General features: G+C 42.9%; 10 protein-coding genes. 3 read left to right on the top strand and 7 right to left on the bottom strand.

Translation table 11 applies throughout. From position 1 onward, the window contains the following. Nucleotides 1-31 precede the first annotated feature (31 nt). The 3 genes from K6V26_RS04815 (at nucleotide 32) to K6V26_RS04805 (ending at nucleotide 3,331) form a co-directional block, all read left to right on the top strand. On the top strand, nucleotides 32-1,570 hold the full coding sequence (locus K6V26_RS04815; protein WP_224264728.1) for an alpha-N-arabinofuranosidase: 1,539 nt from the start codon (nucleotides 32-34) through the stop codon (nucleotides 1,568-1,570). Between the two features lie 133 nt (nucleotides 1,571-1,703). Further along, a complete protein-coding gene (locus tag K6V26_RS04810) occupies nucleotides 1,704-2,615 on the top strand; it encodes a glycosyltransferase family protein (RefSeq protein ID WP_224264727.1) in 912 nt (303 codons plus the stop codon). 119 nt (nucleotides 2,616-2,734) lie between these two features. Further along, entirely contained in the window at nucleotides 2,735-3,331 is a 597-nt protein-coding gene (locus K6V26_RS04805) for an RNA polymerase sigma-70 factor (protein WP_007652692.1), read from the top strand. A 3-nt stretch (nucleotides 3,332-3,334) separates the two neighbouring features. On the opposite strand, the gene K6V26_RS04800 is transcribed toward K6V26_RS04805, so the two are convergent. The 7 genes from K6V26_RS04800 to K6V26_RS04770 form a co-directional block, all read right to left on the bottom strand. Next, nucleotides 3,335-4,675 (bottom strand): sulfatase family protein, encoded by a 1,341-nt coding sequence (locus K6V26_RS04800; protein WP_224264726.1) that lies wholly within the window; start codon nucleotides 4,673-4,675, stop codon nucleotides 3,335-3,337. A 34-nt stretch (nucleotides 4,676-4,709) separates the two neighbouring features. Next, nucleotides 4,710-5,612, bottom strand: coding sequence for an alkaline phosphatase (locus tag K6V26_RS04795; RefSeq protein ID WP_224264725.1), 903 nt, complete (start codon nucleotides 5,610-5,612; stop codon nucleotides 4,710-4,712). Between the two features lie 80 nt (nucleotides 5,613-5,692). Then, nucleotides 5,693-7,513: a RagB/SusD family nutrient uptake outer membrane protein gene (locus K6V26_RS04790; RefSeq protein ID WP_122327580.1), complete on the bottom strand. Its 1,821-nt coding sequence runs from the start codon at nucleotides 7,511-7,513 to the stop codon at nucleotides 5,693-5,695. 36 nt (nucleotides 7,514-7,549) lie between these two features. Next, nucleotides 7,550-11,011: a TonB-dependent receptor gene (locus K6V26_RS04785; RefSeq protein WP_122327581.1), complete on the bottom strand. Its 3,462-nt coding sequence runs from the start codon at nucleotides 11,009-11,011 to the stop codon at nucleotides 7,550-7,552. Between the two features lie 194 nt (nucleotides 11,012-11,205). After that, nucleotides 11,206-12,225 (bottom strand): FecR family protein, encoded by a 1,020-nt coding sequence (locus K6V26_RS04780; protein ID WP_046146674.1) that lies wholly within the window; start codon nucleotides 12,223-12,225, stop codon nucleotides 11,206-11,208. 105 nt (nucleotides 12,226-12,330) lie between these two features. After that, the gene (locus tag K6V26_RS04775; protein WP_048315987.1) at nucleotides 12,331-13,932 is read right to left on the bottom strand and encodes a SusD/RagB family nutrient-binding outer membrane lipoprotein; all 1,602 of its coding nucleotides are present in this window, start codon (nucleotides 13,930-13,932) and stop codon (nucleotides 12,331-12,333) included. 15 nt (nucleotides 13,933-13,947) lie between these two features. Further along, on the bottom strand, nucleotides 13,948-17,052 hold the full coding sequence (locus tag K6V26_RS04770; protein WP_224264724.1) for a SusC/RagA family TonB-linked outer membrane protein: 3,105 nt from the start codon (nucleotides 17,050-17,052) through the stop codon (nucleotides 13,948-13,950). Nucleotides 17,053-17,060: the final 8 nt, after the last annotated feature.

The raw sequence follows: 17,060 nt of genomic DNA, 5'->3' as shown, positions 1-17,060 counted from the left end.
AAGTTGTATGTGAACATTTAAAAATAATATCATGAGAAAGTTATTCATCAGTGCCCTTGCTTTTCTGGCACTCCCCCTGTTTGCCCAAAAAGAGGCAAGCATCCGTGTGTATCCCCAGCAAGGAACACAACAAATCAGCAAACACATCTACGGGCAGTTTGCCGAGCATCTCGGTACTTGTATTTATGGCGGCCTTTGGGTGGGTCCTGACTCTGACATACCTAATACACAAGGGTATCGCAACGATGTACTCAACGCCCTGAAAGAGTTGCAAATTCCCAACCTCCGCTGGCCGGGTGGCTGCTTTGCCGACGAGTATCACTGGATGGACGGTATAGGCCCGAAAGAGAACCGTCCGAAAATGGTCAACAACAACTGGGGCGGAACGATCGAAGATAACAGTTTCGGAACCCATGAGTTCCTCAACCTCTGCGAATTGCTGGGATGCGAACCTTATATCAGTGCCAATGTCGGAAGCGGTACCGTGGAAGAAATGGCCAAATGGATTGAATATATGACTTCGGAAGGTGACAGCCCGATGGCACGCCTGCGCCGTCAGAACGGCCGCGACAAAGCCTGGAACGTAAAATTCATCGGGGTCGGTAATGAAAGTTGGGGCTGCGGAGGCAGCATGCGCCCGGAATATTATGCTGACCTGTACCGCCGCTACTCTACCTACTGCCGCAACTACGACGGAAACCGTTTATTCAAAATTGCGAGCGGTGCCAGCGACTACGATTATAACTGGACGGAGGTGCTGATGAAAAACGTTGGCGGCCGCATGGACGGGCTTTCCCTGCATTATTACACCGTTTCCGGTTGGAACGGAAGCAAAGGCTCGGCAACAAATTTCAACAAAGACGATTATTACTGGACAATGGGGAAATGCCTGGAAATAGAAGATGTGATAAAAAAACATATCACGATCATGGATAAGTACGACCCTAAAAAGAACGTAGCCCTGATGCTTGACGAATGGGGTACCTGGTGGGACGAAGAACCCGGAACCATCAACGGTCATCTTTACCAGCAGAATACCATGCGCGACGCTTTCGTTGCCGCCTTGTCCCTGAACGTATTCCATAAATACACCGACCGTCTGAAAATGACCAACATCGCCCAGATCGTCAACGTACTCCAATCCATGATCCTGACCAACGGCCCGAAGATGTTACTGACACCTACTTATCATGTATTTGAAATGTACAAAGTGCATCAGGATGCTACATTCCTGCCGATGGACCTGATCTGTGACAAAGCCCGGGTACGCGACAACCGCGAAGTCCCGATGCTGAGCGCATCCGCTTCCAAAGATAAAAACGGTCTGATCCACATCACACTGGCAAACGTAGACATCGACAATACGCAAAACATCACGCTTGACCTGCAAGGCCAGAAAATATCGGGCGTAAATGGCCGCATCCTGACCTCCGCCTCCATCAACGATCATAATACGTTCGAAAAACCGGACGCAGTAAAACCGGTGGCTTTCAACGGTGCCAAAGTGGAGAAAGGGCAGCTGAAAATCAATATTCCGGCCAAATCCATCGTTGTACTGGAAGTGAAGTGAATTTTTCAGGGTAAGGATATTTTATTTCGGCCGACATCTCAAATCAGAAGAATATTATCTTGCCGTTCGTAAATAGTTTTCTACCTTTGTCAGCAAAATGAAAAATACACTATCTAATTAAAATAAAAGAATTATGAAACCTACATTATTTCTATTGGCAGCCGGTATGGGCAGCCGCTATGGAGGATTAAAACAATTGGACGGACTAGGTCCTAACGGAGAAACAATTATGGATTATTCAATCTATGATGCTATTCAGGCTGGTTTCGGAAAGCTTGTCTTTGTTATCCGTAAAGATTTTGAACAGGATTTTCGTGATAAGATCATCTCAAAATATGAAGGTCATATTCCTTGTGAATTAGTATTCCAGGCATTGGATAATCTCCCCGAAGGATTTACCTGCCCGCCGGAACGTACAAAACCGTGGGGAACAAACCATGCTGTAATGATGGGTGACGGTGTGATCAACGAACCGTTCGCTGTAATCAACTGCGACGACTTCTACGGCCGCGACTCTTTCCAGGTAATGGGTAAGTATCTGGCTGCACTGCCTGACGGTTCCAAAAACACCTATGCAATGGTAGGTTTCCGTGTAGGAAATACATTGAGCGAAAGCGGAACCGTTTCACGCGGTATTTGCGGTACGGACGAAAACCAACTGCTGACATCAGTCGTTGAGCGTACCAAAATCCAGCGTATAGATGGCGAAGTAAAATATATCGACGACAACGGCGAATGGACGGCAACTCCCGACACCACTCCGGTCAGCATGAATTTCTGGGGCTTTACTCCTGATTATTTCGCTTACAGCAATGAATTCTTCAAAACATTCCTGAGTGATCCGAAAAACATGGAAAACCTGAAGAGCGAATTCTTCATCCCGCTGATGGTTGATAAACTGATTAGTGACAAGACTGCCACTGTAAAAGTTTTGGATACAAACAGTAAATGGTTCGGTGTCACATATCCGGAAGACCGCCAGGAAGTAGTCGACAAGATTCAGGCGCTGGTTAATGCTGGTGAATATCCTGAAAAGTTGTTCTGATAAAACAGAAACACTACATAAAATTCCCGGTGGAACTACTATTTCTCAGTTATTCTGCCGGGAATTTCTTTTATTCTAGAAAAAAACGTAATATTGTCTCAAATTAGGAATTTGTGTACATGAACTTCAAAGAAAAGACAGACACAGAATTAGCCACACTACTCATTCGGGACAATGAAGCGGCTTTCAGTGAGTTATATGTGCGCTATAAAGATAAGTTATACTATTTTTGCCTCCATCTGCTCAAATCGAAAGAAGAAGCGAACGACATTGTACAGGAAATATTTATCCGCTTGTGGGAATCGCGCTCCTTTATCAATCCTGAGTTGTCCTTTTCTTCTTTCCTTTATACGATGGCCCGGAACCGCATACTCAATTATTTCCGGGATATCGATATTGATGAGAAAGTGAAACAAATACTGTCTGCACAAAAAATTACGGAAGAAGAAGCGATTGACTCCAAAATCATCTATACTGAATATCAGATGATTCTCCAGAATGCAATCAGTCAACTCCCCCCGCAACGTCAAAAGATTTTTAATATGAGCCGTATCGAAAGTATGTCTCATAAAGAAATTGCTGCCGAATTAGGTATTTCAGTCAACACCGTACAGGAACATATTTCTGAGGCGCTCAAATTCATAAAAGTCTATTTCAGCAAGCACGCAGACATTTCTATAAGCCTGTTGCTGGCAGCTTTTATCCTATACAAATAATACTCAGTTTTTACTGAAAAAATCACCGGTCGTTTTCACTTCCTCCAGCTTTTCTTCTATCAGGGAAGTCAATTCCTTCACGACCTCCGGATATTTGGTTGCCAGATTATATTTCTCAGAAGGATCGGCATTAATGTTAAACAGTAACGGTAATTCTCCTTTAAAATAATCCAGTCCCAATTGGCTGTATGTTTTCACATGCAGCTTCCATTGTCCTTTACGTACCGCCATCAGCTGATGGTCGATACCAAAATAGAAGTATGGAGTTTCCGGTTTCGGAGCCACATTTTCGTATCCGAGATAAGAGGCTATATTCTTTCCGTCAATAACACGGTCGGTTGGAATCGCTGCCCCTCCCATCCATACGGAAGTAGCAAAAACATCCATGGAAGTAATGACTTCTTCATTCACCTGCCCGTTCAAATGGTCGGGCCAGCTAACAAAACAAGGTACGCGGACCCCTCCTTCCCAGGTACTGCCTTTACCGTCACGGAAGATACCGGCCGAATCGCCTTCCTCGTTCCGGGGCAACCAGGGACCGTTATCACTCATAAACCAAACAATCGTATTCTTGTCTATTCCTTCTTTTTTAAGAGCAGACAAAATTTCTCCCACTCCCCAGTCGATTTCTTCCACAGCATCGCCGTAAGTACCTCTCTTAGATTTGCCTATAAAAGCTTTTCCGGGATATAACGGGACATGGGGCATTGCATAAGGAACATATACAAAAAAGTTTTCTTTCTTATGTTTCTTAATGAACGATATAGCTTTTTCCGTGTAAAGAGCCGTCAGTTCCGACTGGTCCGGATTCATTCTAAGCGTATCATTCCCACACATCAAAGCAATATCCGGATATTTCGGGGGAATCATATCATTGCTATACGGAAGGCCGACATATTCATCAAAACCATTCTGCAAAGGCAGATATTCTTTCTTCGTACTACCTAAATGCCATTTACCATAAATAGCCGTAGCATAACCTTGTTCCTTCAGAAGTTCGGCTATTGTCAATTCCCGGGGATGAATACCTCTCTCCGCATCCGGACTCAAGACCCACCGGAAACCGGCACGAACCGGATAACGTCCCGTCAACAAAGAATAACGGCTTGCCGTTGAAGCCGGTGATGCACTGTAATAATTCGTGAAACGCATACCGTCCAGAGCCATTCGGTCCAGATTGGGTGTTTTTATATCCGGATGTCCGGTCACTCCTATATCACCATACCCCATATCGTCACAATAGATAATAACGATATTCGGACGGTCATTCTTATTTTCTTTAGCTGCAGCCTGACACAAAGGTACCGACAGCAAAGCCAAACTTATTTTTATATGATTATTCATTCGTACTTTTATTTTTAGACGCGAGCTTCTCATGTTATTTGAAAACCTGTAACATCGGGCGGCCAATCCATACCTGCGGTTGTTTCAGGTTAAAAATATGAGCGATAGTAGCAGCCGTATCAAACTGCATCATACTTTCTGTAAATTCATACCCTTTCTTGATTCCTTTTCCGGAAATAATGAAAGCTGTTTCCATTTCCTGCATAGTCTTACCACCATGTCCTTTTTTGATTCCTCCGTGGTCGGATGTAACAATAAAGATCGTATCATCCAATATTCCGGCTTCTTTAACAGCTTCTACTATCTGGGCGATATAGCCATCCAGAACTTTCAACATATTATAGTATTCAGGAGTATCATGTCCGTCTGCATGCCCCACATGATCCGGATTATCAAAGATAACCGCACACAAGTTCGGTTTGGCCGATTTGATATAATCGACTGCATAACGAGCTGTTGCATCCGGTTCTTTCGATGCTTCCGCTACATGTTTGTCATAGCTCAATGCCAGTGTATCTATCACATAACGAATACCTTTCCATTCGCAAACGCAACCGATCTCCGCTTTGGCGTCCGATTCACGTAAAAGGCCGAATACTGTTGGAAATATGCCATCTTTACTCAATACACGCGACGGCAGTTCAGGAGTCCGTGAACCCCACTCCGTATATCCGTGTAGCTCAGGACCAGCCCCCATAAACATAGAAGCCCAGTTCACAGCGCTGGAAGAAGGCAGCACGCTTCTTTTTTTCAAAGTATAGGAACCTTCAGCCATTAATTTCTTCACGGTGGGCATTTCAGCTTTTTCCACACTATAAGCCCCCCAACCATCGAGACCGATCAACACTACATGTTTAGCTTTCCATTTAGCAGCAAATGAAACATTGGCAAATAGAAAAACAAAAGCAACGATATATAAATATTTTCTAGTGTTCATATTTATTATATTAAAAAATAAAGGTTGTCCCTATGAGAACATTGTCCGCAGAAACAACCTTTAAAAGTAATTGATGTTAATTATTCAGCGGTTTCCCAACCGGGGTTTTGTTTCAGTTTAGGATTCAAGGCAATTTCCTGTGTCGGAATCGGTTCCAGATAATATTTTTCCAACCAACCCGATGGTTTGGCAAACAAGATGGAATAGCCTTCATCGGCACCTCCGAGAATATTGAGTTTACTACCATAGTCACTGCTTTTTACCCATGCACCTAATGGTTGTTTATTCACATATTCTCCTTTTTTCCAACGTTTTAAATCACGGAAACGGAAACCGTCGCCCATCAATTCGATACGACGTTCACGACGAATTTCCCACAAAACAGGATCTACGCTCTGGTCTCTATTCAAATCGAAAGAAGCATCTATTTCCGATACATTCATAGCAGGAATAACCGCACGAACACGAAGTTTATTAATAGTGGCATCAGCTACAGATTGAGAGAATTCGCCCAATTCAAATTTAGCTTCTGCATAATTCAACATTACTTCTTCTATACCGAAAAGCAAATAATCGACGGTAGAGGAACGCAACGCCATATTATCGACGTGACGGTTATAATATTTCCAGAAATAGAAACCTAAGTGAGTAACCAAGAATCCCTGCCCGTTCGGATAGTTACGGAAGTGCGGAAAACCGGAAACCTGATAGCCGACGAAGTTAGAAACCGGCAAACTCTTACCCGTTGCCGAACCACCTATTTCTTCCATAAAGTCAATATATTCACGATCGCTGGCCACTCCGGTATGCTCCCAACCGAATGATGTACCGGCAGCACCAGTCAATTTTACTTTATACGGAGGAACTACCGTCCAATATAAACGACGGTCACGATGACGGAACTGAGCATTCAAATCCTTATCACCTTCATATACCTTACTGGTAGAAACCGGACGTCCGTCTGAACACAAATAGCTGTCAACTGCATCTTTTGTCAGATCGACATACCAGGCAGAAGAACGGATAACACGTGTAATACTATGTGTTACCATATCCGTTTCATATTGTTTTGCCAGGATCACACCTGCTTTTCCGACCAATTCTTCCGAGTTGTAAAGGTCATCATAATTAGGCATGATAGAAGGATAAGCACTCATCAACTTTTCTGAAGCATTAGCACAAGCTCTCAAATACGTTTCGCTATCATTCAATCCATGATATTTACGCCAGGTACCTTCAAATAATCCGAAACGTGAAATTAGAGCTCTGACCACATGAACATTAATTGTATTTGTTCCTGTACCACCTTCTTTGATGTGTTCTTCCGCCCATTGCAGATCTTCCAGGATATGCTTAGCGACTTCATCTCGCGGAGTACGTTCACAATAAAGATCCTCCGTATCCGTATCACTCAGCACTTTGTCGATCCAAGGCACATCGCCATAAGCAGCCATCATATCGAAATAACGTAACGCTCTGAAAAAGTAGCCGACACTTCTCCAGTGGTCTTTATCGACATCACTCATGGAAGAACCATCAATATTCTGCAACATTATATTAACACGACGGATATACGTAAAACTCCAGGAATCGCTGGTTGCCGGTAATTTCTTTAACTGATATGCATAATCAGACTCTCCTCCGGAATTAGCATAAATGATATTATCCGTATCATACTCACTCGATATATTAGCCGGAGTATATCCCCCATCGGTTGGAAATCCGTTGAAATATTCATATAATCCCCAGGCATACGTTTTGAAGTTATCACTCGTTTTAAATGCAGTAGCTTCAGTCTGCTGGTCCAAAGGGATTTTATCCAAAAAGTCACTTGAACATCCCGTCAATCCCAAACCGGTTAAAGCAATAACCGGTAATACGATATATTTTTTCAAATTCATATTCTCTCTTTTTAATAGTTTCATAATAATACAGAATTACAAGCTTACGCTGAAGCCAAAAGCATACGAACTCATAAACGGATAACCCAATCCGTTCGCTTTACTTTCAACTGCCGGATCCAATCCCTTAGGCATATGATCGAACGTAAACGGATTTTCTGCAGAAACATACACTCTCAGGTTATTGATACCAATTTTAGAAATAACACTCTGAGGAATCGTATATCCCAGTGTCAAATTCTTCACCCGCAGATAAGCACCGTTAGTCAAATACTTTGTCTGGGCACGCACATTCGCTGCATAGTTCGTATTTCTCATTCCTGTTTCATACAAACGCGGGAAGAAGGCCCCTGTATTTTCCGAAGTCCAGTAATCCAGTTGGTGTTCATAAATTGTACCGAATTCATAATAATACGGGAAGATCAAATCGTTGGTCAACCATTTATCACATTTTCCGACTCCTTGCAAAAGGAAGGAGAAACTGAAATTATTCCATGACAAGCCGCCATTAATACCATATTGAAAACGTAATGAATTGTTTCCGATAATTTTACGGTCACCCGGATCATAAATCGTTTCATTTCCTGAATTAATGATACCATTACCATCCAAATCTTTATACATCATATCTCCCGGATTCGGTTTCACACCTTCCACGTGAGGAATACCGTCTTTCAGGGTACCATTTTTCAGGTTGGCATCCAAAGTTCCTTCGACAAAGTCATCGACCGTATACAGTCGATCAGTTACATATCCCCATATTTCCCCAAGCTGTTGTCCTTCTACATACGTTTTGTTATCAGAAGTACGAATCACACCAGCTACATTATTTTTAAACTTTGTGATATAGGCTTTGTAATCATACAAATTGAAACCTATATTATAATGCACTTTACCGATCTGGTCACGCCATGCCAATTCCAGCTCGAAACCGGTAGATTTCAAATCAGCAACATTCTGTAAAGGAGCTGTTGCACCCAAAGTTGCAGGTAACTGTGATCCGCTAGTCAACATATCTTTCGTATCACGACGAAAAAGATCGAAGTTGGCAGAAAGACGATTCTTCAAGGCACTGATATCGAAACCGAGATTTAAAGTACGAACTGTTTCCCAAGTGAAATTTCCACTCACCAAACCCGGTTGCTTCAGAGTAATAGGCTGTGTATTATTATCTAGCCATTTTGACTTTTCAGATTCCATACTTGGCACAAACTGGTAAGGATCGATATTCTGATTACCAACCGTACCGATTGATCCTCTAATCTTAAATTCCGGAATATAATCGCGCAACGGCTCCATAAAACTTTCTTCCATCACTCTCCAGCCCACAGACAGAGAAGGGAAGAAGCCCCAGCGGCTACCCGACGGAAATTTAGAAGAAGCGTCATAACGCCCGTTCAGTTCAAGCAAATAACGATTTGCAAAATCATAATTCAAACGTCCGAAAAATCCCATCACCGTATATTCAGTAAACTTATCATACGCTTTCTGTACACCCACAGACTGAGATATCGAAGGCATATCATCATTGATCATATTTGAAGTTTCAGCCTTCAAATAATCATAATGATTGGATTCCTGATTGTATCCCAACAATAAAGAGAAATTATTATTGGCAAAACTTTTAGCGTATGAACCGTAAATGTTCAAAGCCGTATAATTTGTAATAGCACGTTGACGGCTATATGTTGAATAATCAGATGTGTATTCTTCCGAGAACTTATCAGAATTAGCAAACCGGGTACGTTTTGAATACTTTGTCTCGGTTTCATTCAGATTATCGTATGTAAACTCTGCATTAAGAACCATATCCTTAATCGGCGTTGCTATCAATTTGGCAAAAACACGCGTATCAGAGATCGCATTCGTGTTCTGTCCTCCCAGACGAGTCAGGTTACCTGCCGTACCAGAATACAATTCCTCATCATTGATTGTAATCATACCTGTCGGATTGTAAGACGGTGCCCATACAGCTTTGGCATAATTTGCACCGCTAGGCATACCTTTATCCGACTTATAGAAACTAAGATCCAACTGTCCAGTCAACCAATTTGTTATTTTCGAACTGATAAAACCTTTCGCATTATAACGTTTATAACTATCCATATCGGTTGTCATAATACCATCGGAACCCGTATATCCCAAAGAAATACGGTATGAAGAACGCTCGGTCCCCCCACTCACAGAGAAATCATGTTTCTGTTGGAAACCTGTTTCCGATAAGAAATCCTTCATTATATCCGTTTGTGCCAACTGATAACGCATACCACCGATCTCAGCATATCCATTCGCATAAGCAGACGGATTAGAGCCGTATTCATGAAGTAAATCCAGCCATGTATCGACTGTCTGACCGGAATAATAAGTAATATAACCCATATCGGAATATGCCTGAACGGTCTGAAGCGGAGTTGCTTTTACCGGCAAATTCGTTGGTTTTGAAAAAGAAAAATTATTACTGTATGTCAGCTGCACCTTCTGTTCTTTCTGAGCTCCTTTGGTTGTAATCAGGATAACACCAAAAGCAGAACGGGCTCCGTAGATAGAGGCTGATGCTGCATCTTTCAGGACTGTAACCGATTCGATATCATTCGGATTGAGTAAGTTCAACGAACCGGAGAACGGGACATTATCGACAAGTATAAGAGGCTCACCTTCATTGATACTCGTTGTACCACGAATATTAAAATCCAAACCGCCACCAGGTTCACCGCTACCGGAAGTAACCTGTAAACCCGGAACCGCTCCCTGTAATAAAGCACCTGTAGTCGGAACCGGACGGTCTCCCATCACCTCATCCATTTTAACACTACTTACGGAACCGGTCAGATTAGCCTTCTTCTGTTTCGCAAAACCGACAACTACGACTTCATCTAAAGCTTGAGTGTCTTCAATCAATGCAACTTCCACATTTTGTTGTCCTTTTCCTATCGGCATTTCTTTTGTCAGATAACCAATATATGAGACAACTAAAGTACCCTGCTCCGGAACTTCCAGAGAGAAATTACCATCCATATCCGTCACTGTACCACTTGTTGTACCTTTTACAAACACATTCGCACCAATAATGGGTTCACCATGATTATCGCGAATAGTACCTGTTACTTTCTTCACTTTCTGTTCAACAGCCGGAAAAGAAGTGTTAGCTTGTCCCCTGCTGACCGATATGGTATTATTGATCTTTTTAAAAGACAATCCCGTCTGACGGGATAATTCGTGTAAAATAGTATCTATCGTACCTTCTTTAATTTGTACGCTTACATTTTTTAATCCTTTTAAGACAGATTCGTCATAAAAGAAATTAAAACCGGTGATTTTACTTAACTGTTCAAAAGCGTCACTGACAGACGTTTGTTTCACCACATACGTGATATCGTTTTCTTTAAGACTTTGCCCTAAAGCTCCTTCCGCACAGAGTAACTGAGACGACAGAGCGATAGCACAAACGGTTAACGAAGTTCGCATAAGAGTCTTGTTATAGATTAGATTATAATTCATACATTTGTAATGTTTTAATAAATGATGTTTGTTAAGACAGGCAGAAACACCTTACAACCCAGTGGCTCAATACTGTTTTAAAGGTTTCTGCTGAAATTTAGTGAAGGCAGTAGTGTAGCAGCACTACTGCTTTTTTCATATACGTTACTATCAAATGTTTATCATAGGCATTCTATTTTTTTTAGTGTTAGACTTTAATGTTTCTCATATAATATAATATTACCTCCTTCACGTTTACTTCGAAGTCCTGTTGTAAAACAGATAGCTTCAATAACAGCCTCAATGCTCTTGTTATCATGAGTACCAGTTATGCGATAATCACAATTTTTACATTGCAGAATCACTTTCCGGTTATATGTACGATTGATTGTTTTGATTACTTCACGGATCGGTTCTTTGTTAAAATATAAAGAACCATGTATCCATTTTATATAGTTATTTTCCTCTATGCTTTCCTTACGGACATTTCCATCTATTTTATTGATTGAAAGATGTTCATTCGGTGAAACGGCCAGTTGGAGATCTTGGTCGGCAACATTTACTCTGACTTTTCCTGTCGACACCGTCAGTTTAATGAATTCATCTTCTTTATAAGATTTAAAATCGAAAGAGGTACCCAATACTTTTACCCGGGCTTCTCCACTTCTTATAATGAAAGGTTTATCCGGATTAGGAGTCACATCGAAGAATCCCTCTCCTTCCATCTCTATAATACGTTCCTCTTTATTAAAATTGCTGGGAATTATTAGTTTTGTATCAGAGTTAAGGATTACTTTAGTACCATCTGCCAGAAGTAAACTTTTCTTTTCACCTTTCGCAGACATTTTTTCCGCATAAGTAACAACCGGCTGCGGACGATCAAGGACTTTCAGTAAACCTAACGTCACACTGAAAGCTAGAATTAAAATAGCTGCAACCCTGTAAAAACCGTTTAAACGGTTTTTACTTCTAACTCTGGAGTTAGAAGTAAACTTATTCTTTTGTTTTATTTCAGATAACAAAGAAGAAACTTCCCGGCGCAGTTCATTTTCTCTTTCTTCATTCGGATGAGACATATCCTTATCTATTGCATCCCAAAGCGGTTGTACAACCAAATCGAGATCAATATGGTTATCCGGAGACTTCAACCATTGAAGTAAAGTACGCAACTCCTGCTCCGTACATTGATCTTTTATGTACTTCTGAAGAAGAGATATGATTACTGTGTCTTGCATATGTTTCCTTAATAATAGTACCTTTTTCAGGTTCGTTTATAAAGGATACACACAACACTTTCCTATCTAGGGGTGCCTCGCTCTTATTTAACACATATTAATACTTTAGAAGTTTCTCCCCTTATCCCACCATATTCTTGTCCCGGCATGATCGGGACCATCCAAAGCCTTCACAAGCGAGTTGTAAAGCGGGATATCCGTATCTATCAGATCGGCAGGAAAGTTTAGACGCCGGATCATAATTTCCGTATCGATACAACCGTTTTTACTGTTATTTATTTTCACAGGGAAAAGACGGGGATAGCCGGTACGCCTCTGTTCCGACCAAGCTTCACAACCCTCCGGGAAAACCGCCAGCCATTTCTGGGTGATGATTTTCTCCAGTTTGATTTCATTTGGGGCCGTTTCAATCCATTTGGGAGAGACTTTGCAACGGGCTTCTATATTGTTGGAAGTGTCAAAAGCATCTATATAATCTGCACCGGTGCATTCAGACTGAAGATAATCCTCCAGACCGCCTGCTCCCCACTGGATAAATGAAGTCGATATTCCCTGGCGATAGTTATCCCCTGCATTCTCCGTCGTCCAGCCTCTCAATGCAGCTTCGGCACGTAAAAACCAAACTTCGGCGGCAGTCATCAATATGGGTTCGGTCGATTTATTCACATATATCTTCGAATGAGAAGCATATAATAAATGAGAGAAACAGGTACCTTGCCGTATTCCTTTGTATTTTCCATGCAGAACCGTTTCTCCGGTGTCTTCCGCACAGGGCTCAAAAAAGAATTCACGGCGAGGGTCTTCGTAACCATTCAAAACAGATTCCATGGATGCGTTCATATAGACTTCATTCCATATCCGGTTTATTTCTCCCAACGGATTCTGATAACCGTTCCGGATTGAAACGACCAACCGGTCTTTTACCGTTTCGAAAACTCCGTAAGGATTATGGAATGCTTTCAGAAATTCACTGCGGGCCTTTTCAGGATCGGCCATTGCTATCCGTATCGCCAGGCGCATCCGTAATGAATTGGCAAACTTCAGCCAGGAAATATAATTTCCGTCCAGCAGAATATCAAAATCCGAAAGGTCGGGAGCAATCGTTTTGCTCCGGAGATGTTCGGTTATCAACCCGACCGCTATATCCAGATCCCGGAAGAAAGCATCATATGCCTCTTTTTGTGTATCGGCAGAATAAACACCGTTGTCGTTTCCGAATGTAGAATATATGACAGGACCATACATATCGGATATTCTGTGCATGACCTCCACTTTCAGAATCTTCGTTATTGCGTAGACTTCCGGGTAATTGACACGGGTAGAGTCTTCCAGTTTATCTATCTGCGGAAGGATATAAGCGTAGGTGTATCCCCAGTTCGTACCATTCCAACCGTCCTGCAAGTTATAATCGGAATTGCTGCTTCCACCGTTATGGGGTTTATAATCGTGCATATACCCGCTGAACATATCTGCATTCAGATTCTGCATAATCTGGTAAGGCCAGTTCTTTCCCTTTCCGAAATCATAATTAAAATAGATTCCCTGCTGAATGATTCCCAACGGAATACCCAGATTATTGAAATCGACAGTCATATCCTCATCGGTGATTCCGGACTGGTCTGTATTCATCTCCTGGAAATGTCCCGTACAGGATGGGAAAACCAGGAAAAGAATAAAAAGGAAGGTTGCTATCTTTCTGTTTATCATCTGCATACTCCTGAATTAAAAATCACATTTTATACTGAAACCAAAACTTCTGGTGGTCGGCATACCGTAGACCTCTATTCCCTGATTATCATTTCCCGTTGAAAGAATCAAATCAGGGTCGAAAGGGGCTTTCTTATAAAGGAAAAAGAGATTACGGGCAGTGAAAGCCAGGTGAACCTGCCTGATAGCTTTCGTCGCCTCCAACCATTTCCCGGGCAAGGCATAGCCGAGCGAACATTCACGCAGACGGATATTGGTCGCATCGTACATATAATATTCGGTTACTCCCGCACGTCCTCCCACTACATTTTTATAAAAGCTTTTTACATCTTCTATCCTGTTTCCTTCCAGCATGACAAAGCCGGCATTACGGGCATCAGCCGTAATCTGAGTCACGCCGAACATATCCATATCGGCCTGCGTCTGCGACAAGACTTCACCACCAAAACGGCTGTCTATCAGAAATGAAAGAGACAGGTTCCTGTAAGTAAACGTGTTGTTCCAGCTCATTGTGAATTTGGGATTTGCATTTCCTACCTTAATCAGGTTTCCTTCGCCTTCCACCTGGGGCAGACCTTTTTTGCCACCTTCCGTTTCATAAAGGATATGCCCGTTCTCATCACGGCGAAATGCTTTCCCATAGATATCCCCGAAAGAACCGCCCTCCACCAGCTTCATTGCATAACTGGAAGAGAAGCCTCTCGGACCATAAATAAAGACTGGCAATTCTTCATGCAGCCTGACTACTTTATTTTTATTGGTCGAATAGTTCAGCGACGATTTCCATTCGAAATCTTTACCGACAACCGGCAATGCGGAGGCACTGACCTCCCAACCGATATTTTGGATATCTCCTGCATTGACATAACGATAAGCATATTTGTCTCCCGACTTGGCGGGGAGTTTGAAGAACTGGTTACGGGTATTCGTCTTATAATACGTCCCGCTAAAACTGATACGGTCGTTCAGGAAACGCCATTCCGTACCCAGCTCCACCGAGGTTGTCATTTCGGGTTTCATATTTTCAAACGGGGCGGAATCGGCATATTCTATTTCACCACCGGCTCCCACATGCGAAACTGGGTTTGTTATATATAAAGGTATGTCGTTACCGACCTTGCTCCATACGGTTCTCAACTTGCCAAAAGAAATAAATTCCGGCAACCGGAACATCTTGCTCATCACCCAGGCCCCGCCTACCGACGGATAGAAAAAGCCTTTCTTTTCATTCGGAGTAAAGGCCAGCGTACTCGACCAGTCGTTCCGGGCTGTCAGGTCTAGGAAGAAAATATCCTTGTAACCGACCTGCGCAGTAGCAAACAGCGACTGCAACTGACGGTGGGCATCGATCTGCTGGTCGATATAAGCTGAACCGTCCATAATGATATTCGCCACATTAAACACATTGGCATATTTCAATGATGCGGTTTTCGAATCATAACGCAGGGAGTTCACCAGCTTGTCGTTGATGCTCCCTCCTATCACACCGTTCAGGGAAAACTGTCCGAATTTCTTTTCAAAGGAACCGATAATATCCCCGTACAAAAGCGTTTCCTGATAATCCGCCTCGATATACCTGCCGTTCTGACCGGACAAAGCCGGGGCTGTAGAGGCATAAAACATCTGACGCACCTTATCCGACAGATAGTCGAGACTGCCGCGTGCCTGTATCTTAAACCAGTCCGTCACTTTGAGTCCGGCATTCAGCGACAGGATCGTACGGGTACGGGAATCTTTGCTCCGGATACGGTTTGTAACCCAATACGGGTTCTGTTCAAAATCCTGGGTATCAGAATGCCAGTTCTGCTCGTTAAGGTTCCGGGACGGGTTCCATACTTCAAAGTTCTCCTTGTATTCGGATATATCCACACCTCGCGGGAAACGATAAAGTCCCACCAGCGAATTCATATAGAAGCCACCGCTGGGATTACGATTCTTCGTTGTTTGCCGCAGGAATGAAGCACTTCCGTCCAGCTTCAGACGGTCTTCAAACAGGAAAGCCGTCTCTCTGAGAGATATATTATGTTTTGACAGATGGTTATGTTCGATGATACCTTTTCCCGTTGTATTGGCATAGGAGAAATAAGTCTGGTATTTCTTGTTACCTGCACTTACGGAAAAAGAAGAGATAGAGGTCAGACCAGTCTTGAAGAATCCGCCCGCATTATCATATACCGGCAAGTCGGCTTTCTTTCCCCAGCTTTCCACGTTGTCGGACACTCCGTATTCGTTCTGGAACTCCGGCAGGCAAAAGGCTTTATCAAACATCAGGCTGGTTGAAAAGGATATCTTACGGATATCCGGATTGCCTTTCTTCGTTGTAATCAGGATAACACCATTAGCCGCCTGGCTGCCATACAAGGCGGCTGCCGGCGAGCCTTTCAGGATACTGATACTTTCAACGTCTTCGGGATTCAGATTAGAGATACCGTCACCGCCATCACGGTTTCCGGCATCGGCAGTACCGCCAATAGCGGAAAAAGCCTGTTCATTGGCAGAATTAAGAATAGGGACACCGTCTATGACATACAAAGGCTGGTTGTTACCTACCACCGAGCGGATGCCACGCATCAGGACTTTAGAAGAACTGCCCAGGCCGGAAGCAGCCTTGTTTATTTGTACCCCCGCTACTTTTCCGGCAAGCGTATTAATCATATTCGGGTCTTTCACCCGGTTCAGTTCCTCGCCATCAACCTGTTCGACGGAATAGGTCAGCGAGGCTTCTTTTCTTTTTATACCCAGGGCGGTTACGACAACATTATCCAGAAACAATACATCTTCTTCCAACACGACTTCCAGATATTGCTGTTCGCGGACAGGAATATGTTTGGTTTTATAACCGATAAAAGAGAAGATCAATGTAGCCTCTTCTCCCACTGACAGCGAGTAATTACCTCCCGCATCCGCTACGACACCGTTTGTCGTGCCTTCTTCCACCACATTTGTTCCCGCTAACGGCTTACCGCCGGAATCAACAACCCGTCCGGTAACTTTCTTTTCAAAAGGGAATGCTCCGGCCGCATCCCGAGCAGATACAACCGGAGTATTCTCTCCTTTCGCATATATTGATAATAACAATAGCAGCGATAGAATCGCAAGCTGCCTCATCTGAAAATTCATATTGCCTC

Origin of the sequence: Parabacteroides goldsteinii (assembly GCF_020091425.1) — a bacterium.
Lineage (GTDB): Bacteria > Bacteroidota > Bacteroidia > Bacteroidales > Tannerellaceae > Parabacteroides > Parabacteroides goldsteinii.
Note: the sequence above shows the minus strand (reverse complement) of the source record. Positions and strands in the feature narration are given on the sequence as shown.